This is a genomic window from Flavobacterium hibisci, assembly GCF_020026925.1.
In the GTDB taxonomy this organism is placed as follows: domain Bacteria; phylum Bacteroidota; class Bacteroidia; order Flavobacteriales; family Flavobacteriaceae; genus Flavobacterium; species Flavobacterium hibisci.
This window is the reverse complement of the sequence record NZ_JAIQDW010000010.1, coordinates 106,593-130,319: the sequence shown is the minus strand read 5'-3', so window position 1 is coordinate 130,319 and position 23,727 is coordinate 106,593. Positions and strand designations below refer to the sequence as shown.

Below are 23,727 nucleotides of genomic sequence, written 5' to 3'. Positions count from 1 at the left end.
TAAAAAGCAATTATACGCTTTTTTTATATTTATCCAATAAAAGCTGAGCGGCTGCAAAAGGTGATATTTCATTATTTTGCACCGCTTTTTTATTTTGTTCCAATAATGAAATAATTTCAGGCTGATTGTAGAAATTTTGTTTCAACTGTTCGTTAATGGTTTCGATCATCCAGAATTGGTTTTGTTCGTTTCTTTTTTCCTGAAAGAATCCGGTTTCTTTAGTCATTTCAAAATAATCCAGAATGCTGTTCCAGACATCCGAAATTCCTTCTTTTGTAATAGCACTGCAAGTGGTTGCTTTAGGCAGCCAGTTTGACTTTTTTGGAGGAAATAAATGTAGCGCACGATTAAATTCAGCTTTTGCATGATTGGCTTTGTTGATGTTATCGCCGTCTGCTTTATTGATAACGATGGCATCTGCCATTTCCATTATGCCTCGTTTAATGCCCTGAAGTTCATCACCAGCACCTGAAATTTTCAATAATAAGAAAAAATCGACCATGCTGTGAACGGCAGTCTCACTTTGACCAACTCCCACAGTTTCAATAATTATGTTGTCAAAACCTGCTGCTTCACATAAAATAATGGTTTCTCTTGTTTTGCGGGCAACACCACCTAAATTTTCTCCGGAAGCACTCGGACGGATAAAAGCATTTTCGTTTTTTACTAAATTTTCCATTCGGGTTTTATCTCCTAAAATACTGCCATGAGAAATAGTACTGCTTGGATCAACGGCTAATACAGCAACTTTTTTTCCTAATTCAGTCAAAAAAGTCCCCAAAGCTTCAATAAAAGTGCTTTTTCCAACACCGGGAACACCTGTAATTCCTATTCTAATCGATTTGTTGGCATTGGGTAAACATCCTTTAATAACTTGATTTGCTTTTTCAATATGTTCTGGGTTTGTACTTTCGATTAAAGTAATAGCACGGCTGAGAGATGTTCGGTTTCCGGAAAGTATTCCTGAAATCAGTTCTTCTGCGGATGGCTGTTGCCTGCGTTTGTTCCTGATTTGAATGATAGCCGATGCATTGGTGATTTCGGGAGATGAAATTCCAGTCTTTTCATTTAAACTGTCGGCCTGCTTATTTGAACTTGACAAAATATTTTTTTTGTATTGTAAAAGTACTGAAAACAAAAACAGTTTCAAAAGCAGAAAATTGCATTGGAAACTGTTTTTTGTTAAAACACGAATTCATTTTCTCACGTTTAAATTCGTGCTAATTTTTGAAATCTGTGTTTGATTAATATGCTGCAGTAAATCGAACCTGATGGTGTTTTGGAGTTTCGATTTCATCAGCAATTACAACCGCTAAATCTTCTACAGATAGAATACTTCTTTGTTCCTCATTAAAAACAGGATTTTCCAGACCTAAACGGTATTTTCCTGTTCTTCCTGTTTTAGTTCCTGCATGCATTTCAATTGCAGGGCTAAAAAAGGCCCAGTCTAATTCTTTTTCTTCTTTAATCGTTTCTAAATAATGTCTGGCAGCATTGGCACCATCATAAATTTCTTTAGGAAAATCAGGAGTATCAATAAGCTGTACCCCTGGAGCAACATATAAACTTCCAGCACCCCCAATTGTAATAAATCGTTTTACACCAGATTTTTTAACTGCATCCTGAATTGCTTTTGAACCTTTAATCGAATCTTCATAAATATTCGGATTTGCCCAACCCGGATTAAATGCATTAATAACGGCTTCATGTCCTTTTAAAATTTCAGACAATGCATCTGCATCATAAATATCTGCAGCGATCCAGGTTGCATTTGTAGTGTCTTTTGGTGTTCTTGCGATAGCAGTAATTTCATGCTTTCTGTCTGCTAATTCATTTAAGATAGCTGTTCCAACGAAGCCAGTAGCTCCAATAAGTGCAATTTTCATAGATATATAAATTTATTTAGTAATAAAAAAAGTTACAGTTTTGTTTAAAAAAAATGTTTTAAAATTGAGCTGAAAAATCTTCCAATGAAATACCTTCCAGCTGTTCACAGACCTTTTGATTCATTTCAGAATACAAAACATCAAGGTTCTGATTGATTTTTTTTCCAACAGGACAATCCGGATTGGGCTGGTTTTTGGCATAACCTAAACCGATATTCTCAAAAGTCATTTCAAATATTTCTTTTAAACTAATATTCGAAGCCGCTTTTGATAATTTTGTTCCTCCGTTTTTTCCTTCCTTGCTTTCTACAATATGATGCGCTTTTAGGTTTGCTATTTCTTTTCTGACCAAAACCGGATTCAGGTTCATACTTCCAGCAATAAACTCCGATGACAAATAATCATTCGGGAATTTAGTGAGCAAGGTTAAGATGTGAACTGATATAGCAAATTTGCCTGAAATCATACTGTAATAAATTATGTTACAAATTTAAATCATTTTTTAGAACAAAAACTAATTTTAACTAAAAATTAATTTAGAACAGTAAAACTATAAAAATGAACAAAACGAAAATACACATTATTAAAATCAATGATGTGCATTCTCCTGGTTGACTATTTTGATTTTCGGATTTTTTATAGTCGAAAAATATACCCAGGAAATAAAAAGAAGCTGCATAGGTATTCTAACCCATAAATAGGATACGCCTTCGCCAGTGTAGTCGGCAGTTCGTAAGTTAACATTGTGAATTGCGGCATAAACATTAGCAGGGAATAGTAAAATGTAAAATAAAATAAGCAGTTTTCCGGTTATGACTTTGGTCGTGGGAAGCAGTATTCCAATTGCTGCGATTAACTCTATAACGCCTGTAAAAATTACAATCACCTCTGGCCAGGGTAAAAAAGGAATCATCATTGTCATTCCTTTAGTAAAAACAAAATGACCTATAGCGGTAAATACAAGCATAAGTGCCATAGCAACTCTGCCTGAAAATCTAAGTTCAAGACGTTTGCTTGTTATCCAAATAATAAGTAATGTAAGCGTAAAAGCTCCAAAGAGCACAATTAAGGTTTCCATATCTTTTTGATTTATTATACAAAGTTGCATACTAATGAAACCTAAAACAATGAACCTGGGTTAATAAATGCGTTTTCGTATTCGGCTTAAAGCTTGTGGAGTAATACCAATATAGGATGCAAGGTATTTTTGAGGTATCTTTTGAATTAATTGAGGCTGCTCTGTGAATAAGTTGCGATATCGTTGTTCTGCTGACTCGTTCAACAATGATAGTTCTCTTTTTGATTTTTTTAGAAATAATCCTTCGCTCGCTAACCTTCCAATTGTATTACCAATTTCAGTCAGCGCATAAATGTCCTGAAGATCATTGTGAGAAATGCGCCAAAGTATTGTGTCTGCAAGAGTTTCAATAGTGTACTTTGCGGGGAATCTGGTAATGAAAGAATCATAACCACTTACAAATTCGCCATCAAATCCAAAAGTAAATGTGAGGTCTTTGTTTTCTGAGGGGACATAAAATCTAACGATTCCTTTTTCTACAAAAGAAAGATAATTTTCAACATGACCAGTTTGGAGTATAGCTGTTTTCTTTGGAAATTCCTGACGGATGAGTTTTGAGGAAAAGGTATTCCAGTCTTCATCAGAGAGTTTTACCATTCGTTCGAAATTATCTCTTATTTGCTGCATTACTTTAGAGTTATAGATTAAAAGTAACAAAAAACTTAAAGGAGTGCTATAATTTGTTTACCTGAACAGCAAATAAAACCCTATTTTTGTAATCAGGCATTGATATGAACAACTTTATTTTAATATTTATCTTTTTATTTTTAGGATTGCTTTTGCAAAGAGTAAAAGGATTTCCGTCTAATATTTACAAGGTTTTAAATAAAATTGTCATTTATTTATGCCTTCCTGCCATCACTTTATATCATATACCAAAAATTAAATGGAGCAACGAATTGTTGTTTCCCATAGGAGCGGGTTGGATTACTTTTATTCTTGCATTTGTATTTTTTCATTTTTTAGGGAAGAAATTAAAATGGTCTAATAAACTAATTGGCTGTCTGATCCTAACTGCGGGATTAAGCAATTCGTCATTTTTAGGTTATCCCATAATTGAAGCTTTATTTGGCAAAAAAGGTTTAGAAACTGCTGTTCTGGTAGATCAGCCCGGAACATTTGTGGTTGTTTCAACATTAGGTGTTTTTGTAGCAGCATTTTATTCTAAAGGAAGCCCCGATACTTGGAGTATTATCAGAAAAATAGTCCTATTCCCTCCGTTCATAATGTTTGTTCTTGCTTGTTTGATGAATGTTTATGACTATGATTTAGATTTGGATATCCAATCCATATTGTTAAAAGTGGGAAGTTTTGTAACACCTCTCGCTTTATTATCTGTCGGATTACAACTCAATTTTGACCGAAAAAGCCAGCATTGGAAATTTTTGCGGCTTGGACTTTTCTTTAAGCTTATTCTGGTTCCGTTTGTCATATTAGTATTATATGTTTTTATTTTCAATCAGCATTCAGAGCCTATTAAAATTACAATTATGGAAACCGCTATGGCACCCATGATTACAGGCGCAATCTTAGCTTCGACTTATGGCTTGAAGCCAAAATTAAGCAGTATGATGGTGGGTTTTGGGATTCCGGTTTCGTTCTTAACCCTTGCTATTTGGTACTTTATCATTAATTTTATATAAATTTTGATGGCTAATTTGTTTTACCGGATATGAGTTCATCTACCCAAACGGCTGACATCGATAGCTGTATTTGTTAAACGTTTGAATACTTATTAAAATAAAAAAACGAAGCAGTGTAGTCATAATTCTACAGTAAATTTATTGTTTATAAAGTCATAAATAGGAGTTTGCCCATCTTCATAAAAAGTTTTTTGCGCTAGCTCCTGAACATCATTTGTAGATAAGAAGGCCATTATTTTACCATCTTTGAAATTTAAATTTTGTCCAATTTCAGTCAATTCAAACACTTTTGAATTGACTGAAATAGTAACAGGATAATTAAACGCCTTATTCGCTTGTGCATCGGTAAAACTTATATTTTTATGTTCTTTATTGGAAATATATGAGGCTCCATTTTTTTTGTTATGGAGCATCAGGGATAAATCATTGTCTATAATTGTTATTTCAGATATTGTTTTAACCATAATCTATGATGTATTTCTCTTTTTCGTTGTCAAATGAATGAAACGTTATTTATAGGACTCTTTAAATTTTCGCTCACTTATATACAGTCTTTTATTAACCGTTTCTAAAGGTTTATTATTGAAGAATACTTCATAACCGCTATTATCTTCGCTTATTTTTATCTGAATTTCATTATCTCCGGTATTGTCATTTTTAAACTGTTCGTTGGTTTTTTGCGAATCAAAAAAAACTCTGCCTTCAAATTTTTCTCCTTTGCCTGTTTCCCAAAAAAAAGTAATTGCCCTTGGGATAGCCCTTTCTCGTTTAGCAGGGTTTAATGATATAGGTCGAACTGCAATTTCAGATTCTGCATTAAAGTATTGAGTCATGACTTCAAAAAGTCGGAAATTTGGTTTTGTAGAAGTTATTACAGGACGCCAAACATATTTTTTACGGTAATTATCCCATTTTGCAGGGCTCGTATCTGGAATCATTCGGGTGTTTCTTATTTGCTGTCTTGAAACTGTGATTTTAGTTGAAAATAATTTGTCCTCTAATGCTTTGTCGTCTTTTACAGCTTCTGCCTGATAACGCCCCAGTTCTTTTTGAGTTGCACCATACCGCAGCCAAACCACAACCATTCCTTTTGGTCCAAAGCCAAAAATTAAATCACGAAATTCTGTATAAGCTCTTTGATCGAATTTTCTCTCATATACATATTCTTTCAGATCTTCGTTATATTCTGAATCTTCATTATTGCAATAAAATCTTTTGGTTAAATCCTCCATTGTAGCCACAGGAAAATCTACATTCAAGCGGTAAAAGGTATCTTCATATTTAGCATAATAGGTAATATCTGCCCCAATAGGGGTACCATACTGTTCTGTCCAGGAAGCGTGTGAGTCTCCCCATTCTCCTGAAGAACCTCCATACGGGAACGAAGCCCCTCCCTCTTCCATGGTTTTTATTTTATCATAAACGGGTTCTATTAAATATTTATCCTCAGGGTGGCACATTTCTACGTGAAATTGTGGTAATTCTTTTTTCATTTGACAACTAATTAATTGGGTAAAAGCAACAGCTACTAAACTACAATGTGATATTAATTTCTTTATTTTAGCCATGATGTATTTCTCTTTTTCTATATTTTTGTTCCAAGGCGCCTTCTTTAGACGGTGCCTGACTTTCGCGTGTTTCCAGTCCAAATTTATTGGCTTTTACGGACCAGTGTAAGTATTCGTTTCGTAAGGTTTTTAAATCCTCGGGATTTATATAATCCAGATACGATATTTGTCGTAACTCATTTAAGTATTCCTGATCTAATGTTGGTTTGTTCCTTATATAATCATTTCGTAAATCACTGCAGGATTGCATGTAATCCATTAACTGATTGTAAACTCCCTGCAAAAAAGGATTGTTTATTTCGTGTTTCTTTTCAATTTTAGTAGTGTCATATTTCACCCCAAAATAACCGGAGAAAAAGAACATTTTTTTTAGTGGTATTTTGTTATAGATGTTGCGTAGACTTTTTCTTGTACCTACAACGGTATAGAATGTTTCGGAATCATCAACGCTTCCTTTTTCTTCTGTACCTAAATCTGAATCCCTAAGAATGCCTGCAGTAATTTGATAGGGTTTATACCACCCTTCATTAATTACTATTTGTCTAAATTTTTCAATTTCATTATCCGTATCATGAATTACCCTGTTGTACACTGATTCTCTTTTGTAATACAAAACAGAAACTTCGTCTTCGAGATCATTATAAGCACCGCCTATGTCACAATGTACGCCTGGAAGGGTATATTCTAACCCATTTAATCCTGCACTGGTAATATCAGTAAGGTCAAAATTTTCGCGGTATTCATCATCGGCCGAAAGCTGAAAAACAAAATGTGAATTTTTAATGGCATTAAGATCTAAATCGCTTACATCATTGCCATGATAAATCCCGTAAGAAGCAACAGTATCATAAAGTCCTGTAAAATTGAATTTAATTTTTTTTGGATTAATTTCGTTTTTTAATAAGCAGGCTGCAAAATAGCCGTGTTTGTCTAATATAGGGCTGTAAGGTACCTTAAACCTAAAATATGCAGTTTCCATTCCCTGGTAGCTATGAGGTGTATTTACCGTTATGTTGTTCTCCCGATCTGTGTTAAAAATAATAGCAGGACTATTGGCAACATGCAAAAAATGTCTGGCAGCTGCCGCACCACGGCTAAAACCAAAAACATTTATTTTTAATTCATCGATTTGTTTTGTTTTGTATTGTTGTTTCGAAATTTTTTTCCCAGCTTCAACACAAGCCTTAACTACTTTCGCCATTACCCCTCTATCGCCCATACCCAGGGCAACATCCGGAAAAATATCATCACTCTCTTTATCAAAAGTTCCTATTCCTTCTATATAAATTTTTTCTTGAAAAGGAACATCAGTAGCTACGGTATCATAACCTCGTGCGACGTTCGAGAAATCATTGGTATAACTATCGTCTTTATGATTCGATTCTTTATAATTTTTACCTTCTATTGTATTGGTTTTATTATTTTGTGTACCATCAAAAAAAATATTTAATGTAATGGTAATACTGTTACCCATAGAATCAGCAGGATCCAAAGGCTCATAATCGTGATGAAAAATGCCATCTTCACCACCGTGCCAATTATTGTTTTGAGCAGCAATAAAGTCTATTACCCTCGGTTGCGCGTATATCAATATTGTCTGTTGCGGTCTTTTTTAAGGTACCATCAATAATTCTTGTAATACTCATGATTAACCGTTTTTAGATATTTCTCCGCTATGGTTATTTACATTTTTGGTACCTCGTACATTGATACTTTTTTCGGTACTATTTAAAAACACTTCCTTGGCCATTTCTTTAATGTCTTTACTCTCTGTTTCTTTATTTCCTTTTATCCATTCAAACATACTTCCTACAACATTTAAGGTAAAATTTATCCCGATAGAAATAATTTTTGAACCTGTAATCGTTTCGGTATGATTTCCGCCAGTGGTGTCCATTTTATTTGCACCAACATTTGTGTTCATGTTTTGTCCGGCATTCATGTTAATATTCTCACCAGCATTAAACGTCATGTTTTTAGGCGCATCAAATTCGATATTACCTTTTCCATCCATTGTATAGCGGTTTCCACTTGGGTCTTCTATCAAAATACTTCCTTCAGCATCATTAAAAACTATTTTTGTACCTGATCGTGTGTGAATTACTTTTTTATCGTTTTCTCCTGAATTATATCCCGAACTTTCACTTCCGTTATATTGTGTTCCTAAAACATATGGTTTCTGGGCATTTCCTCCTTCAAATCCTACCAGAACTTCTTCATCAATTTCGGGAATAAAATAAAAACCTTTTCCTGATCCAGAGTGTGGCTGTACCATACGAATCCAGTCGCTTGTAGTGCTTCCGTTTGCCCAATTGAACTTCACTTTTACACGTCCCAATCCTTCAGGGTCATTATTGTCTTTTATCTTCGCTGGCTGTGTTTCAGCTTTGGCAAATACATGTACATCTGTATAATATGGTGCCCCAACATCGGCCGGGATTGCTTTGAAGTTACAGGAATAATTGCCGTGTACCTGCGAAATATGTGTTACTTCTATCACAATGAGTTCATGTTCTACGGTTTGGTTTACTATGGTAAAAACCTGCCCAAGTCCTAATGGGAAATAAGACATGCCGCCATAATATACACTATTTGCATCACTGCCTGCAGTTTGCAGTTTGACCATTTCTTGTATTTCTTCGCTGTTTTGAGCATTGGCTGTGTAAGCTCCAATACTCAGTTCTGCCTGTGTAACGGTTCCCTGATTATGACCGACGATTGACGAGAAACTATCCTTACTGCCTGTAGAGGTTCGGGCAGAAGCATTACGAATATTGGCTGCAAGGGTATAATCATAACCTCCCAATGAAATTTTATGCGAAGCCATATTGGCCTGTATTTTAAAACTATGTAACGAAGCTCCGTTGATGAGTTTTATATTACTGGATTTGGTCTGTCCAAACTGCATTCGCATTCCGTCAAAATAAAACCATTGTCCGTATCGTTTGGCTAATCTTTTTAAAAATTCAAAATTCGTTTCATTATACTGTGCCATACATTTGAATTCCTGAAGATAAGTCGATTTTATAGAATCTCTCTGGTAAAACTCTCCTGGTCCTTCTGCTAAAATACTCAGTACGATATCATCCATGCCAAACTGTTGAAACGTTCTTGATTTTTTCATATCATCCAGAACTATGCTATGACTTATGCCTTTTACGTGTAGTCCTACCGCACTGCCGTGAAGATCAACAGAGGAAAGTTCTGTAATGATCCCTTTGCTCATCAACTTAATTCCGGTAAGGCTTTTAAAGGTAAAAATAACTTCATCACCCAGATAATCCCTCAAAGCTTTTGCCTGATCTGCCGGGTTTATTATCGCTTTGCCTGTATATTGCCAGACAAATGAAAAATGATGATGATCTGCCATTTTTTGATTTACCTCTAAATCATAATAAACAACATTTTGGGTAAAACTTCCTATAGTAATATGAACTTGTTCTGAGAAATGTGACATATAAATATGTTTTTGCTTTTTGGATTAGATATTATTTGAAGGTAATTTTAAGTGCTTTGTATGTAAAAATAATCTGGCAAACCTATATTTTCTAGAAGCCCTTTACAATACCCACTTTTAGTGATATTCGAAAAAATGCAGGAAAATCAAATTAAAAATATTCAAAACCCTTTTTAGTAAGAATTGTATGTTTTTCTGAATATGAGATACATTGCTGATAAAACCAGCATAGAGTATGTTTATTATTATAAGTTCTTATTTTGCTTTTAATTGGAGTTCTCCCTTATTTCGTTCTAATATCCAAAAGAAAAATAATATTAATTTTAAATTGATAGAAAAAGTAGAGTTTAGTTTTTTTTAATTATTTTTTTGAGTAATTTTAGGGGAACTAAAAAAATATAATTATGTCAACATTACGATTAGGCGATATAGCACCCGATTTCCAGGCCGAAACAACACAAGGGACAATTAATTTTCATGAATGGTTAGGTGATTCATGGGGTGTTTTATTTTCTCACCCTGCCGATTTTACTCCGGTTTGTACCACTGAATTAGGAACTGTAGCCAATTACGTTCCTGAATTTACAAAAAGAAATACTAAAGTTATTGCTTTGAGTGTTGATGGCTTGGATTCCCATAAAGAATGGATTAAAGACATCAATGAAACGCAAAATACAGAGGTCAATTTTCCAATCATTGCAGACGAAGATAAAAAAGTAGCAAATTTGTATGATATGCTGCACCCAAATGCAAGCGATAAATTTACAGTGCGTTCTGTTTTTGTAATTGGGCCTGATAAAAAAATCAAACTGACTTTAACGTATCCGGCTTCGACAGGAAGAAATTTTGACGAATTGCTTCGTGTTATAGACAGCTTACAGTTAACTGCAAACTATAGCGTAGCTACGCCGGCAAACTGGAAAGACGGACAGGATGTGGTAATCGCACCGGCAATTCCGGATAGTGATATTCCGGCAAAATTCCCAAAAGGCTATACACCAATCAAACCGTATTTGCGTTTGACGCCACAGCCTAATAAATAAGCTTTTCTTTAGCTTCAATAATAAGGTGCTAAGTTTCGGAGATTTTTTTATGATCCTGGAAAATTAGCACCTTAACTATTCATGGAACATTTTAGGGAGAAAATCTTAGAAAACTTATGAGATATTAGCTTCTAAGAGGCTTTTTCAACAACTCAGCCATTTTTTTCTTATCTCCAACTACCCATATAATATCGTTTAGCTGTAAAATTAAACTGGATTCAGGATTTAGAATTCGGTTTCCGTTTCTCTCGATTCCCACTACCATTCCACCGGTTTTACCTCTAAACTGTCCAATGCTTTTTTCTGTAAACTCGTCATTAGAAACTTCGAGCTGGCGCAGCACAATTTCTGATTCTTGTACATTTTTAGGAGCTTCAATTTCATTCTGGGTCAGATATTTATTAAATTCAGTAATCTGAGCATCGGTACCAATGACACAAATTTCATCACCTGGGAATAAACGCTCGGTTTTAGTCGGAATTGCAATTGTGATTTCACCGCGTCTTATGTAAGCAATATTGATTCCCATCTGCTCACGGATATGCAGTTCTTCTAATGTTTTTCCGGCCAGGTTTGATTCTTTTCCAATTTCAAAAATAGACATGTGTCCGTCCCATGGCATTAAATTGGCATATCTTCTGTCTATCTTTTTATTTTCACGATCATTTAAATTCTTCAAAAAGTGATTTTCAATTTTATGATATTGCTCGTTTAATTTTTTAGGGAATATCTGGTAAGCAGCAATGGCAATAATCAAGGCAACAAAAGCAACTGTTGGCGAAAAGAATATATTTAATAAAAATCCAACAAAAAATAATCCAATACTCATTCTGATTAAGATTAGCATCAGGAGAGCCCCGCGATATTTACGTTCTTCCCATAATCTTTCAACTTCGTCCACTTTGACACGGCGCAGTGAAAGTGCCCATAAAAACGGAGCAATTATAACTAAAGTCAATAAAGCTGCTAATGTATTTCCAAATCGGGTATCAGCTACTGAAGGTGCCACAAATTTAGATGACAATAAAATGATTGCGGTAATAATTATCGTATGAAGAATAATTTGTGTTATCGAAGAACGCAGTACAATTTGCCAGGTACTGACCGATTTAATTGCCTGAGCATTTACACTGTAACGATTGATGTTTTTGACCCATTTTTTCGGCATTTTTTGTTCTAAAGCATGAGCGAACGATTCTGAATACTTAATTAAAAAAGGCGTGGTAAAGGTTGTAATGGCAGAAACGGCTACAATTATGGGATACAGGAAATCGCTTGTAACTTTTAGTGTCATCCCAAGTGTAGCAATTATAAAAGAAAATTCCCCAATTTGGGCAAGACTCATTCCGGTTTGAACCGATTGTTTCAAAGGCTGACCGGATAATAAAGCCCCAAATGAAGAACTCAATGCTTTTCCAAAAATAGTCACTAGTGTGATAATCAAAACCGGAAGTGCAAAGTCAACTAATGTTGCAGGATTAATTAACATTCCTACAGACACAAAGAAAACTGCTCCGAATAAGTCTTTAACAGGCTGAATCAAATGTTCAATTTTTTCTGCCTGAGTAGTTTCGGCAATAATAGACCCCATTATAAAAGCACCTAATGCAGGAGAAAAACCAACATTTGCAGCAAAAATCACCATCATTAAACACATGGCCAGTGAAATGATCAGCAGCATTTCATCTGTTAAAAGATGTTTAGCTTTTTTGAGAATGGTTGGGATAATAAAGATTCCGCCCAAAAACCATATAATTAAAAAGAATATCAATTTTAAAACAGATTGCAGTAAAGCACCACCTGAAACTTCATTACTTACAGCTATGGTAGATAACAAAACTAGCATCAGAATTGCAACAATATCTTCAACAATAAGAGCCCCGAAAACAATTCCAACGAACTTTTTTCCTTTAACACCTAATTCATCAAATGCCCTGATGATAATTGTTGTAGAAGAAATCGAAAGCGTAGCCCCAAGAAAAATACTGTCCATTTTTCCCCAGCCCATCCATTGTCCGACACAATAACCTATGAGTGTCATAAACATAATCTGCGTTATGGCCGTAATAGATGAGGTTCCTCCAACCTTCATTAGTTTTTTAAAACTGAACTCAAGTCCTAAACTAAAAAGTAAAAATATGACTCCAATTTCTGCCCAGACTTCGACACTTTTCATGTCGGTTATTGAAGGGAAAAAATCAAAATGGTTTCCAGCTAAAAAACCAGCAATCAGGTATCCTAAAACCAGAGGCTGTTTCATTTTTTTAAAAATAAGTACAGCAATTCCGGCAGTCATCAGGATTAATCCCAGATCACTGATTAAAGGTTGTAAATGGTGTGTAGTTTCAGCAGCGGCGTTTAAGGCAATCATATAAAAGGCAATATTTTTCAGGAGCTTAACCCAGCTTTCCATTTCAAGCTTTTATTCAAAAACGCTATTTTTTAAACAGTTTCAGTAGCTTCCGCTGGTCGCTCTGTACCTGGAAAAAAATATGGTTTTTTCACAAAAGGCTTTTCATTTCAAATGGAATTCACTGAACTCCTATTAAAAATAAAAGTTAAGTGAAGTAATCTGGGCTAATACTCGGTTTAAATAAAAAAAGCTATCCGGATAAAGATAGCTTTTTTTGAGAAAATATTTTAGGTTTTATTTTAAATTCCTGTATAATTGCTAGGGGTAATAGCCATTAATTCTGCTCTTATCGAATCAGAAACTTCTAAAGTTGCAATAAAATTATGAATGGCATTTTTATCGATTGCTTCATTGGTTCTTGTTAAGCCCTTCAACGCTTCATAAGGATTAGGATAGGCTTCACGACGCAGGATGGTCTGGATTGCTTCTGCAACAACTGCCCAGTTCTTTTCTAAATCTTCGGCAAATTTACTTTCGTTTAAAAGTAATTTGTTCAAACCTTTCAAAGTAGCTTCAAAAGCAATAATAGTATGTCCTACAGGAACTCCGACATTTCTTAAAACAGTACTGTCAGTTAAGTCACGCTGTAATCTTGAGATTGGTAATTTAGCAGCCAAATGTTCGAAAATAGCATTGGCAATTCCTAAGTTTCCTTCTGAGTTTTCAAAATCAATTGGGTTTACTTTATGCGGCATTGCTGATGATCCAATTTCTCCTGCTTTGATTTTTTGCTTGAAATAATCCATTGAAACATACGTCCAGATATCACGGTCTAAATCGATAATGATATTGTTGATTCTTTTTAAACCATCAAAAAAAGCAGCAAAATGATCGTAATGCTCGATTTGAGTAGTTGGGAACGAATGCTGTAAACCTAAGCCGGTTTCAACAAATTTAGTTCCAAACTGTTTCCAGTCAATTTGTGGGTAAGCTACGTGATGTGCATTAAAATTTCCTGTTGCTCCTCCAAATTTCCCCGCAAACGGAATATTGAACAACAAACGCATCTGCTCTTCTAAACGCTCTACGAAAACTAAAATTTCTTTTCCTAAGCGGGTAGGAGAAGCCGGTTGTCCGTGCGTACGTGCCAACATTGGAATGGCTGCCCATTCCACACTTAATTCTTTCAATTTTGCAATTAAAGAAACTAAGGTTGGCATGTAAACTTGTTCAAAAGCTTCTTTTGTAGAAAGCGGAATGGCCGTATTGTTAATGTCCTGGGATGTTAATCCGAAGTGAATGAACTCTTTGTATTGAGACAAACCTAATTTTTCAAAAGCATCTTTGATAAAGTATTCCACCGCTTTTACGTCGTGGTTGGTTACTTTTTCAGTTTCTTTAATCCAAAGTGCATCTTCAGTAGAAAAATTCTTGTAGATATTACGAAGGCTTTCAAATAAATCAGAATTTATGCCCTGTAATTGCGGCAGCGGAATTTCGCATAAAGCAATAAAGTATTCCACTTCAACTAATACACGATACTTTATTAAAGCTTCTTCAGAGAAGAAAGGTGCTAAATTTTGGGTTTTACTTCTATATCTTCCGTCAATTGGTGATATAGCATTCAATTCGTTTAGAGTAGTCATCGTTATGTTGTTTTTTCGAAAGGTGCAAATATAAGGTATTGTTAAAACTTCTGAAAATTACTGAAGCTATTATTATCGCTTAAATTATGGTTTTGAAAATTTTATCCCAAATCGTAAAATAGAAACCATAATTATGCGATTCGTTTTTATGATGATCATTGTGGAATTTTGTAGTTGAGATCCATTTTGTAAAAGAGTTTCTATACCAAAAATCCGGAAATATGTCTGTCTTTAAATGACCAAATATGCCGTACGACAAATTTAAAATAAGGTAAATAATGATGCTTAAAAAGTTGAACTTTAAAATCGTAATTAGAAACAGCCAAATCATACCAAAGCCTAAAGTTTCAACAGGATGCAGTACATAAAGGCTGTAAACACTGGTATCAACATGTGTGTGATGAAGCCTGTGAATAGGGTTAAACCATTTTAAGCGATGCACCAGAAAATGAAAACAGAACATAAAAAAGTCCATTAAGACAATCAGTAGCAAAGTATCAACTACTAAAGAAACAATTGATTCTGAAAAATCTATTTTCAGGATTTCTAAACGATACATTTCAAACCCCATTATTGTTATAAACGTATTGCAAATGAGAGTTGAAAATATCCATTTGCGATCAGACTTTTTTAAAACGGTATTCTCCGGTTCGATTATTCGTCCGATTAAAACCGAAATAGAAATTAAAACTAAGTTTTCAATCAGGAAGAAAACAGACAGAGAAACCAGATTGAATTCTGCTAATTGCTGCAGCCAGCTTTCAAAAATCATTTTATCTTTTCTAAATTCAATAGTTTATCTCTTAGATCTGCTACTCCTTCTGAAGCAAATTTTGCAATCGTTTCAACTTTGTTTCTAATATTCGGAATTGCAATTGGCTTCGGATCAATATAAAAAACCGGTGTAATACTATAGGTGTAACTTATCAGACCGGCAGCAGGATAAACCTGCAGGGAAGTTCCGATTACGGCAAAATAATCAGCGGTTTCGGTTATGGCAATCGCTTCTTCAAGTGCAGGAACATCTTCGCCAAACCACACAATATGCGGGCGGAGCTGGTGTCCGTTTTCATCCAGATCACCCGTTACTAAATCTTCAGTCCAGTCTAAAATCAAATCACGATTTTTGGTACTTCTGACTTTTAGCAATTCTCCATGCAAATGTAGAACTTTAGAACTTCCGGCTCTTTCGTGTAAATCATCAACATTTTGAGTGATGATGTAAACATCAAAATCTTTTTCTAATTCGGCTAAAATTTTGTGTCCTAAATTAGGCTCGACTTCTATAAGCTGTTGGCGCCTTTTATTATAAAAATCTAAAACGAGTTCCTGATTTTTATGCCATCCTTCGGGAGTGGCTACTTCCATTACGTCATGGCCTTCCCATAATCCGTCGCTGTCTCGAAATGTTTTGATACCGCTTTCAGCACTTATTCCGGCTCCGGTAAGCACCACTAATTTCTTTTTCATTATTGTTGCAATTATTTAGGTAATTGATTCACTTCTAATATCCGTACCATTGTTGGTTCAGACTTTGCCAGACCTTCTCCGTCAACCTGATTTACATTTTGAAGAAAGATATGAAGTTTTTTTTGCTTTTCCCAAAGTGTAATATCATAATTAGGTTCCCATTCGCCTATTGCGGTTGAGGTTAAATCGGTTACTTTCCAATTGCTTTCTTTATTTAAATTCGTGTAAGCCATTGAAACTTTGTTTTCTCTTTCGCTGTCTCTAAAAAGAAGGTACAAATAGCGGTTTTTTCCTTCTTCCTTAAGTAATAAATCAGGTCTGGAAATCGGGATTTTTTTGGTACCGCCACCTCCCAGAGAAAAAGAAGCTGTTCGAAAACCGGTATTTGATTTTTTCCAGCTACCATTTTCTAAATAAACAATCTGAAACTGCGGAATATTATTTTCGCTCCAATAATTAGCGATATAAGGGTTTCCGTTTTCATCAGCCGTCATCGAAGTTTGGTTGATCAAACTCGATTTTTCCGGAATTTTCCAGGCAATTTCTGCCGATGTGAAAGTTATTGGTAAATTATATTTTTCTCCATTTGATTTTTCCCAAGTCAAACCGCCATCAAAAGAACGGGCATAACAAATATCGTGATTAGTCGAAACATCCCAGCTTTCTCTCCAAACCCATGAAAGATGTATGGTGCCTTTTTTATCTACTTTGGCTTGCCAGTAAGCACTTCTTTTGTCTTCACCGTTTAATAAATTGCTTTGAATTTGTGACCATTTTTTGTCTTTTAAAGCATAGGAATTAATAATCATATTACCTCTTCCTGAAGATCCTGAACGATAAAAAAACAATAAATTTCCGTTTGGTAAATTATAAAATTCAGGATACGTCACTTTTTGTTCGGCAATACCGGTCATTGATTCTTCTCTGTCCAAATCTAAACTTAAGGGTGATTTGCTTTTCGCATATCTAAGTTTTGTGTCGTGATGATCCCAGCTTACATGAAGATATCCATCTCCGTCTACAGCAATACTAATACTGTTATGTGCATCTTTTGAATTACCGGAATAAGGTGTTTTTACGATTTCCCAGTTAGCAGAATTTAGTTTTCTTTTGCCTAAAACTACTGAACCATCTGCGTCATAATAAGCTGTGAACTGAAGATCTTTAAAAGAAGTTACAGCATTTTTTCTGAATTTAACGGTATTAACAGAATTATTGCTCCAGCCATAGCCGACTGGAATTTCTTTTGATGATTTTGTTGCACAGGCAAAAAGGGTAAGAGATAAAGCAAATAGAATACTCTTGTATAAAGACTTGTTCATTCAGGTTATTTTTATGAGGCGGTTAGTAATTAGTAAAAGTAACCGATTTTAATAATACTATCAATTAAAGCATACCAGTTTTGGATTGCAGGGCTTTAGGTCATTTTTTCGATATGATAAAATATTACTATTTTTGCGCCAAATAAAACCAAAATGATTGATTTAGATTACCTCGCTTTTCTTGAAAATATACTAACTGATAACCGTAAGGAACGATTTCTGCATGTTCTGGAAAACCGTACCAAACATTTTACAGTTGCAGTAGAAGATGTGTACCAAATGCATAATACAAGTGCTGTAATGCGCAGTTGTGAGGTTTTCGGAATTCAGGAATTGAATGTTATCGAGCAGCGTTTTGGGAAACGAATTGATAAAGAAATTGCTCTTGGAGCCCAGAAATGGGTTGATATCAACAGATTTGATTCGGTTGCTGGGTGTCTTTCAGATTTAAAAAGCAAAGGCTACCAAATTATTGCAACAACGCCTCATGAACAGGACTGCATGCTGGAGGACTTTGACATATCAAAACCAAGCGCATTATTTTTTGGTACAGAAAAAGAAGGATTGTCTGCAGCAATTATGGACAATGCCGATGGTTTCCTGAAAATACCAATGGTTGGTTTTACCGAAAGCCTGAATATTTCGGTTTCTGCGGCTATTATAATTCAAAACCTAACCAACAGACTTCGAAGATCAGATATAAAATGGCAGTTGTCTGATGAAGAGATTTTAGAAAAGCGTTTGGATTGGGCGAAAAACTCCATAAAAGATATTAAGCGTATCGAAGCGCGTTATTACGAGGAGAATTCCCGATAAATTTTCTAAATACGGATTCCTGCAAGGTTTTTAAAACCTTGTAGGTTTGTTATGTTGTTGGTTTAAATACCTACAAGGTCAAAAAAGACCTTGCAGGAAATAAAATGGCGCTATCTCTTTAAGAAAAGAATAAATCCAAGAATACTCACAACCAAAATGGTTAATGCAGCCAAGGCCATCGTCAGGTCACGGATATTTTTTCCAGCCCAGTCCATAAATAAAAATTTGTGAAGGATGGCAAAAGAATACCCTTCAGCCCGGTCTGAGTTATTGATAACCGCAGCTAATCTTGATGTTGAAGTTTCGATAAAGTAAGTTGTTTTTTCAGGTGTGTCATACGCTAATTTTACGACCGGAAGTCTTTTATTGACAAAACCGTATTCTCTGCTTTCAAAGTCATTCAAAACTTTTGATTCCAATAATTTTATATTTTCAAATGAAGGCTGAGAATCATCTTCTGACGTATCAATCATTTCGCAGCACGAAGCTTTTGGTGCCCCATCGGTAAAATAATAAGCTAGAAATTCGGCATATTCTAAATCCAGGTTTGGCGCAATTTTATTTGTTGTTGCGTTGATGTAAATGACTTCAGACTTTTGATCTTTACTTTTATTCCATTTAGAATCTGATTTTGGTTTTTTGAATTTTTTTGTTTCTTTTTCAACCAACTGACAACGATAATAAATTGTGTCGTTTAGTGTAATAATGCTCATGTTTTGAAAACGATTCCAGTCTAAATTGAGCTTGTTATTGGCTCCGGGAATTTCTTTGGTTTCAAAAGTAGGTTCGTAAACCATTTGTGATAAAGTATAAGGCTCCCATTTTGTAGTGGCATGATAAGCACCGCTAAAAGCAAAAGTCAATGTAAAAAGTGAAACCCAGATTCCGATTTGGCGATGGTATTTTCGGAGTCCTTTTTTAGGTTGTACACTATCAGTTTTTTTAAATTGTTTCCACAGTAAACCGTAAATTAAGATTCCGCTCAGGGCAGAAAAACCAATAATTGAGAGAAGGAAAATCATGGTAATGATTCGGACACTGTTGTTTGAAATGGCATCTATAAAGGACCAGTTATGAAAAGTGTCGAAAAACCAGATAAACCATTGTCGTGAAGCCGGATTGTAAGTGGCCAGTTTTCCGGAAGAAGTTTCTACATACACTTCCATAGTATCCGGACGATCAAAACTCAATTTATAGACAGGTAAATAACGGTTTACATATTTGTATTGCGAATTAAATTCCGTTACAATTTCGCTCTCTTTTATGGTGCTTTTTTGATCATCCAGAAAATATCTGGATAGCCATTCGGCATATTTCTGATCTCCGTTTTCTAGTTTCTCAGCTGTTGCCGCATCAAAATACCATAACTCGCCAATTATCGTTTTAAGCTGGTAATACGTTTTATTGTTGAAGGAAATAATTCTGAAATTTTTGAATTGTGTCAGTTCATTTTTCTGTAAAACTTCCTGAATCGAAAACTGCAATTGATTTTTATTAATAGTTTGCTGTTCCAGTTTGTCATGGGCAATTTCAGGTTTAAAAAAATGCGCCATAAACGGATGCATCAAACCTGATAATGTCCAGAAAATTACCGGAATAATTGTAATTAAACCAATAGCACGATGCCATTTGTACATATGCTGTTTGATTTTCTTTACGATTTTAGAATCCTTCTTTTTGGATTTTTTGGCTGTTATTTCTTTACTCATTGTTCCGTTTTTTAGCCCCGATCGAAGTGGTATCCTTTTGTGGTGGGGTTCGCCACAAAAGATATAGCGTAGAGCGGGATTAGCTTCTAAAAATTATTTTTTTAATGATAAATTATATTGTATTCCGAATACAAATGTTCTTGGTGCTGCCGCTGTGTAGGTTGGCTGAGCATTTGCTACGTTCGTTCTCGAAACATTATAGGCGTATAATTTGTCAGTTAAGTTCATTACGTTTCCATACACTTCTATGCTTTTCCATTGGTAACCAATTCTGGCATTGAATAAATTATAGCCGTCATATTTTACAGTATTAATCTGATCCTGATAATAACTGCCTACAAGCTGCCATTCGATGGAAGTTCTTAAGTTTGGAAGCCAGTTCGGGTAATAACTTAACTCTGAATTACCTGACCATCTTGGAGCAGCCGGCATTTCTTTTCCGTTTAAATTCTGTACCGGATCTGACGGCTTGTCTGAAAGTTTAAAATCGATATAAGTATGCTGTGCGTAAGTTCCGCCAAGACGAATATTCAATTGTTTAGAAGGTCGGTAGGAAGCACCAAACTCAATTCCTTTATGACGTGTTTCTCCGGCTGAACGATAATCGGTTGAGTTATCAGGCAGTTTAATACTTAAAAGTTCGTTTTTACCTTCCATATAATAGAAAGCATAGTCAAAATTTAATTTATTTTGAAAGAAGGAAAGCCATCCGCCAATTTCATAGTTCTCGAAATCTGCCGGTTTTAAGTTGTAATAAAACTCGGCAGGAACGCCTGTTGAACCGCCAGTTCCAGGTTTAGCCCTGAAAATTGAAGTGATTCCCGGAGGTGCGAAACCTTGTGAATAGTTACCGTAAAAGCCAGCAAAATCAAAAGGGTTATAATTGGCTCCGGCTTTAAAAGTCATTTTGTCATAGACTTTGTTTCCGGCAGAATTGTCCAGGGAATTCTCATAATCTATTTTCATGTTGTCATAGCGCCCTCCAAAACTAATAACTAATTTTTCAATTGGGTTAAAACTCAATTGAGCATATTGGGCATAGTTGTAAATATCAGCCGAATAATCAGCTAATTTTGAGTCTGGATGCTCGGCAATAATTTCGTAGGAATCTACCGTTTGTTTTCCGGCTTCTCCCGGATTTAGATTAGCTTTTAAATCGATAACATATGACCAGTAGGTAACAGGGGAATAATCATGAAGAGCTCCTGCAACCAGTTTAGTATTCAGGAATTCAAACTTTTGAGTATGCTGTCCGATTGCTCCATAACTCTTGAAGTTATTTGAATTGACTTCACCTTTTGCAGTTGTAGGATTTACAGCCTGATTCCATTTGATTCCGTAAGAAGGATTTTGGCCTAATTTGTTATCGCGTAAATAAGCGGTAATGTAGCTGCTTGAATTGCTGTTCCAGTCGTGCTCTAAAGTTAGTCGGGTTCTTAAAGCATCCGATTTTCTGTATGTAAAATCAGTAGTGCTTTTATAAGTTCTGTTATTGAAAGCTTCCTCGTTAACACTTCCGCTCATATCCGAATAATATTTTCCATACATGGTATTGCTGATCAGTCGGGTAGAAGGTGAGATGTTGTAATCTATTCTGGCATTCAGATTGTCTTTGTTATAATCAGAATACGTCATCCAGCCATTTTCCTGTAAACTCGATATTCCGGCAACATGAAAACCAACTTTTCCAATAGTAGCACCACCGGTCGCCTGAAATCTTCTGTAACCATAATTATCGGCCTGAATTCCAAATTTAAATTCGGGATCAAGAGGTGGTTTTAGCGAAATTAAATTGATAGTTCCGCCCACAGCTTCAGAACCATATAAAGAAGAAACCGGGCCTTTTACCACTTCAATACTTTGTAGGTTAAACTGATTAATCTCTAATAAAGCATTGTGATTGAAAATTCCCATGGGGCGAATGGGCAGACCGTCTTCCAGATATAAATAATAGGCGTTGGTTGTCATCGGCTGACGAATCGACATCATATGCTGTTCGTTTCCTAAATTGACCATGAGAACTCCCGGTGTTTTGTTTATGATTTCGTAAACCGCAGTAGCTTTGGCTTCGTTGATGGTTTTGGCTGTCAGTTTACTAATAGCAACAGGTGTTTCTTTACGTAAAGTTGCGGTACGATTTGCAGTTATAAAAACGTTTTCAAGTTCTTGTGACTTGGTTGTATTCTGTTCTGTTTTATTTTGTGCAAGCACACATTGCCCTATAATGAATAGGGTAAGGTATATTTTTTTCATTTTAAATGATATAAATTTTAAAAAGTAATGTCTTTTCCTGAAGTTTAAAACAAGAAAAAGTCTTCTCAATTTTTTAATTGAAAAAGGATGCTAAAATTTATATAAAACAGGATGGAGGATGAAAAGTATTATTGGAAACCGAAATAGGTTTCGCATCAAAAGAAGCAAAAAGTTGTATTGCTGATTCGATTGGTGTAATTAATTTGAAATTAGCTATTGGTGAATTTTGAATGTAAACAACTTCAACTTTTTCTTTCAGGTTGTTTTGAATCTTTTTTTCGTTGTCGGCATATTTCTTCAGACTTTTTTGAAGTTCACATCGGCCGTTACACGAATTAAAGATCATTTTGCGCTGAACACAAATGGTTTTTGCAATTTCTTCCTGATTTAATTTGAATGAGGTATAAACAAAGAAACTGCCAAAAGAAGGAACTAATAGCATGCAGGAAAGAAATAGGATGAGTAACTTTTTCAAAATTTGTTTCTTTAATTTAATATTTTAAAGCGTGTAATTTAAATTTACACTCCATCTGTAATTGGCTTCGATTTTACCATTCGATAAATTTTGGTTAACAGGGAGCATCGTATTTATACCAATTGAAAATTTATCTTTTCCGGCTTCGATACCAAATTTTCCAAACAAAATATCCCCGGCTGTATTGGGTAAATCCAGTCCGTGTTGTTTATTGGTTTGGTAAACTTCGCCAGCAAGACCGGCTTGTGGAACCAGTTGAAAATCGTCAAAATCAAATAAATAAAATATGGTAGCAGCATAATTAAACTGATCGCCGTATTGGTAGTTTTTGCTGTTTTCGGTTTTAAAAATATAATTTAAAGTAGTATTTAAACCTATTTTTTTTCGGTTAACGACATATTCAGACACCACAGAATAGTCCCAACTTCCGGTGCCTAACTGAAAACTCTGGTTGATGCTTCCCAGATTATTCGCTTCTGTAAATTTACCAGTCGGGATTTTAATTCCCGCTCCAATATTTATTTTATGGGTAAAAACGGCACTGTCCTTTTTAGTTTCATAAAGTTTGTACAATCCCATAATAGTAACATCTCCCAATCCTTCAATGCTTTCGGTTCCTGCGGTTAATTCTCTTTCATGGAAATGATACGGGACCAGTGCCGAAATCTGGATTTTTTCGCTAACAGGAATCCTTGCCCAGGCCTGAACCGTATTGAAATTTTCATCAATCCACGGAGAATTGGCAAAAATCCCGTCCCGGCTCGTATAACTTTGTTTGAAATATCTTAAACCAACAAAATTATTATTCAGCATCGAACTAAATCCCATACTTCCGCCACTTGCCGAACACCCACAGGCATCACAGTCAAAGTTTTCGAACAATAAACGCTTAAAGGTAAATATCGAAGTACTGTCTTTTTCTGTAAAACTAAAGGCTGATAAACTAACTATCAGGGTACAGATTACTATTAAATTTTTCATTTTAATTGTTTTTAGGAGCTAATCCCG

Annotated in this window: 21 protein-coding genes; 3 read left to right on the top strand and 18 right to left on the bottom strand. The window is 35.1% G+C overall.

Features of this window, described 5'->3' with window-relative positions; genetic code table 11:
• Positions 1-10: 10 nt before the first annotated feature.
• From meaB to K8B81_RS12020, 5 genes are all read right to left on the bottom strand, one after another.
• A complete protein-coding gene (gene meaB, locus K8B81_RS12040; RefSeq protein ID WP_223681786.1) occupies positions 11-1,102 on the bottom strand; it encodes a methylmalonyl Co-A mutase-associated GTPase MeaB in 1,092 nt (363 codons plus the stop codon).
• A 142-nt stretch (positions 1,103-1,244) separates the two neighbouring features.
• The gene (locus K8B81_RS12035) at positions 1,245-1,886 is read right to left on the bottom strand and encodes an NAD(P)-dependent oxidoreductase (protein ID WP_223681785.1); all 642 of its coding nucleotides are present in this window, start codon (positions 1,884-1,886) and stop codon (positions 1,245-1,247) included.
• A 58-nt stretch (positions 1,887-1,944) separates the two neighbouring features.
• Positions 1,945-2,352 (bottom strand): RrF2 family transcriptional regulator, encoded by a 408-nt coding sequence (locus K8B81_RS12030; protein ID WP_223681783.1) that lies wholly within the window; start codon positions 2,350-2,352, stop codon positions 1,945-1,947.
• A 123-nt stretch (positions 2,353-2,475) separates the two neighbouring features.
• Entirely contained in the window at positions 2,476-2,964 is a 489-nt protein-coding gene (locus K8B81_RS12025; protein WP_223681781.1) for a DoxX family protein, read from the bottom strand.
• A 60-nt stretch (positions 2,965-3,024) separates the two neighbouring features.
• Positions 3,025-3,591, bottom strand: coding sequence for a Crp/Fnr family transcriptional regulator (locus K8B81_RS12020; RefSeq protein ID WP_223681780.1), 567 nt, complete (start codon positions 3,589-3,591; stop codon positions 3,025-3,027).
• A 104-nt stretch (positions 3,592-3,695) separates the two neighbouring features.
• On the opposite strand from K8B81_RS12020, the gene K8B81_RS12015 reads away from it, so the two are divergent.
• On the top strand, positions 3,696-4,607 hold the full coding sequence (locus tag K8B81_RS12015) for an AEC family transporter (protein ID WP_223681779.1): 912 nt from the start codon (positions 3,696-3,698) through the stop codon (positions 4,605-4,607).
• A gap of 119 nt (positions 4,608-4,726) precedes the next feature.
• Here K8B81_RS12015 and K8B81_RS12010 read toward each other — a convergent pair whose 3' ends face one another.
• From K8B81_RS12010 to K8B81_RS11995, 4 genes are all read right to left on the bottom strand, one after another.
• Positions 4,727-5,071 carry a hypothetical protein gene (locus K8B81_RS12010; RefSeq protein WP_223681778.1) on the bottom strand — a complete coding sequence of 115 codons (345 nt, stop codon included), beginning with the start codon at positions 5,069-5,071 and terminating at the stop codon, positions 4,727-4,729.
• 45 nt (positions 5,072-5,116) lie between these two features.
• Positions 5,117-6,100, bottom strand: coding sequence for a DUF2931 family protein (locus K8B81_RS12005; protein ID WP_223681777.1), 984 nt, complete (start codon positions 6,098-6,100; stop codon positions 5,117-5,119).
• A gap of 67 nt (positions 6,101-6,167) precedes the next feature.
• Positions 6,168-7,766 carry a phospholipase effector Tle1 domain-containing protein gene (locus K8B81_RS12000; RefSeq protein WP_223681776.1) on the bottom strand — a complete coding sequence of 533 codons (1,599 nt, stop codon included), beginning with the start codon at positions 7,764-7,766 and terminating at the stop codon, positions 6,168-6,170.
• Between the two features lie 57 nt (positions 7,767-7,823).
• Positions 7,824-9,632: a type VI secretion system Vgr family protein gene (locus K8B81_RS11995; RefSeq protein WP_223681774.1), complete on the bottom strand. Its 1,809-nt coding sequence runs from the start codon at positions 9,630-9,632 to the stop codon at positions 7,824-7,826.
• Positions 9,633-10,036: 404 nt separating this feature from the next.
• On the opposite strand from K8B81_RS11995, the gene K8B81_RS11990 reads away from it, so the two are divergent.
• On the top strand, positions 10,037-10,675 hold the full coding sequence (locus tag K8B81_RS11990; RefSeq protein ID WP_223681771.1) for a peroxiredoxin: 639 nt from the start codon (positions 10,037-10,039) through the stop codon (positions 10,673-10,675).
• A 124-nt stretch (positions 10,676-10,799) separates the two neighbouring features.
• Here the strand turns inward: K8B81_RS11990 and K8B81_RS11985 are convergent, their stop codons facing one another.
• The 5 genes from K8B81_RS11985 to K8B81_RS11965 form a co-directional block, all read right to left on the bottom strand.
• Positions 10,800-13,046, bottom strand: coding sequence for a cation:proton antiporter domain-containing protein (locus tag K8B81_RS11985; protein ID WP_223681857.1), 2,247 nt, complete (start codon positions 13,044-13,046; stop codon positions 10,800-10,802).
• Between the two features lie 281 nt (positions 13,047-13,327).
• Positions 13,328-14,674, bottom strand: a complete 1,347-nt coding sequence (gene purB / locus K8B81_RS11980) for an adenylosuccinate lyase (protein WP_223681769.1) — start codon at positions 14,672-14,674, stop codon at positions 13,328-13,330.
• Between the two features lie 79 nt (positions 14,675-14,753).
• Positions 14,754-15,446: a sterol desaturase family protein gene (locus K8B81_RS11975; RefSeq protein WP_223681767.1), complete on the bottom strand. Its 693-nt coding sequence runs from the start codon at positions 15,444-15,446 to the stop codon at positions 14,754-14,756.
• Positions 15,443-16,144, bottom strand: a complete 702-nt coding sequence (locus tag K8B81_RS11970; RefSeq protein WP_223681765.1) for an SIR2 family NAD-dependent protein deacylase — start codon at positions 16,142-16,144, stop codon at positions 15,443-15,445. The genes K8B81_RS11975 and K8B81_RS11970 overlap by 4 nt, the downstream gene beginning before the upstream one ends.
• 11 nt (positions 16,145-16,155) lie before the next feature.
• On the bottom strand, positions 16,156-17,466 hold the full coding sequence (locus tag K8B81_RS11965) for a BNR repeat-containing protein (protein WP_223681764.1): 1,311 nt from the start codon (positions 17,464-17,466) through the stop codon (positions 16,156-16,158).
• A 153-nt stretch (positions 17,467-17,619) separates the two neighbouring features.
• Here K8B81_RS11965 and K8B81_RS11960 point away from each other — a divergent pair, with 153 nt between their 5' ends.
• Complete coding sequence (locus tag K8B81_RS11960; protein WP_223681762.1) at positions 17,620-18,282, top strand: TrmH family RNA methyltransferase; 663 nt, start codon at positions 17,620-17,622, stop codon at positions 18,280-18,282.
• Between the two features lie 110 nt (positions 18,283-18,392).
• On the opposite strand, the gene K8B81_RS11955 is transcribed toward K8B81_RS11960, so the two are convergent.
• The 4 genes from K8B81_RS11955 to K8B81_RS11940 all read right to left on the bottom strand — a co-directional run bounded on the left by K8B81_RS11955 (position 18,393) and on the right by K8B81_RS11940 (position 23,700).
• A complete protein-coding gene (locus K8B81_RS11955; RefSeq protein WP_223681760.1) occupies positions 18,393-19,991 on the bottom strand; it encodes a PepSY-associated TM helix domain-containing protein in 1,599 nt (532 codons plus the stop codon).
• A 93-nt stretch (positions 19,992-20,084) separates the two neighbouring features.
• Positions 20,085-22,244: a TonB-dependent receptor gene (locus tag K8B81_RS11950; protein WP_223681758.1), complete on the bottom strand. Its 2,160-nt coding sequence runs from the start codon at positions 22,242-22,244 to the stop codon at positions 20,085-20,087.
• A gap of 97 nt (positions 22,245-22,341) precedes the next feature.
• Complete coding sequence (locus K8B81_RS11945) at positions 22,342-22,719, bottom strand: hypothetical protein (RefSeq protein ID WP_223681756.1); 378 nt, start codon at positions 22,717-22,719, stop codon at positions 22,342-22,344.
• A 24-nt stretch (positions 22,720-22,743) separates the two neighbouring features.
• Positions 22,744-23,700, bottom strand: a complete 957-nt coding sequence (locus K8B81_RS11940; protein ID WP_223681754.1) for a transporter — start codon at positions 23,698-23,700, stop codon at positions 22,744-22,746.
• Between the last annotated feature and the right edge of the window lie 27 nt (positions 23,701-23,727).

Coding starts and splice junctions, on each gene's coding strand:
- K8B81_RS12030 (WP_223681783.1), bottom strand. CDS start 2,352: ATGATTTCAGGCAAATTTGCTATATCAGTTCACATCTTAACCTTGCTC.
- K8B81_RS11955 (WP_223681760.1), bottom strand. CDS start 19,991: ATGAGTAAAGAAATAACAGCCAAAAAATCCAAAAAGAAGGATTCTAAA.
- K8B81_RS11940 (WP_223681754.1), bottom strand. CDS start 23,700: ATGAAAAATTTAATAGTAATCTGTACCCTGATAGTTAGTTTATCAGCC.
- K8B81_RS12015 (WP_223681779.1), top strand. CDS start 3,696: ATGAACAACTTTATTTTAATATTTATCTTTTTATTTTTAGGATTGCTT.
- K8B81_RS11965 (WP_223681764.1), bottom strand. CDS start 17,466: ATGAACAAGTCTTTATACAAGAGTATTCTATTTGCTTTATCTCTTACC.
- K8B81_RS11970 (WP_223681765.1), bottom strand. CDS start 16,144: ATGAAAAAGAAATTAGTGGTGCTTACCGGAGCCGGAATAAGTGCTGAA.
- K8B81_RS11975 (WP_223681767.1), bottom strand. CDS start 15,446: ATGATTTTTGAAAGCTGGCTGCAGCAATTAGCAGAATTCAATCTGGTT.
- K8B81_RS11995 (WP_223681774.1), bottom strand. CDS start 9,632: ATGTCACATTTCTCAGAACAAGTTCATATTACTATAGGAAGTTTTACC.
- K8B81_RS11960 (WP_223681762.1), top strand. CDS start 17,620: ATGATTGATTTAGATTACCTCGCTTTTCTTGAAAATATACTAACTGAT.
- K8B81_RS12025 (WP_223681781.1), bottom strand. CDS start 2,964: ATGGAAACCTTAATTGTGCTCTTTGGAGCTTTTACGCTTACATTACTT.
- K8B81_RS12010 (WP_223681778.1), bottom strand. CDS start 5,071: ATGGTTAAAACAATATCTGAAATAACAATTATAGACAATGATTTATCC.
- K8B81_RS12035 (WP_223681785.1), bottom strand. CDS start 1,886: ATGAAAATTGCACTTATTGGAGCTACTGGCTTCGTTGGAACAGCTATC.
- K8B81_RS11990 (WP_223681771.1), top strand. CDS start 10,037: ATGTCAACATTACGATTAGGCGATATAGCACCCGATTTCCAGGCCGAA.
- K8B81_RS12020 (WP_223681780.1), bottom strand. CDS start 3,591: ATGCAGCAAATAAGAGATAATTTCGAACGAATGGTAAAACTCTCTGAT.
- K8B81_RS12005 (WP_223681777.1), bottom strand. CDS start 6,100: ATGAAAAAAGAATTACCACAATTTCACGTAGAAATGTGCCACCCTGAG.
- K8B81_RS11950 (WP_223681758.1), bottom strand. CDS start 22,244: ATGAAAAAAATATACCTTACCCTATTCATTATAGGGCAATGTGTGCTT.
- K8B81_RS11985 (WP_223681857.1), bottom strand. CDS start 13,046: ATGATTGCCTTAAACGCCGCTGCTGAAACTACACACCATTTACAACCT.
- purB (WP_223681769.1), bottom strand. CDS start 14,674: ATGACTACTCTAAACGAATTGAATGCTATATCACCAATTGACGGAAGA.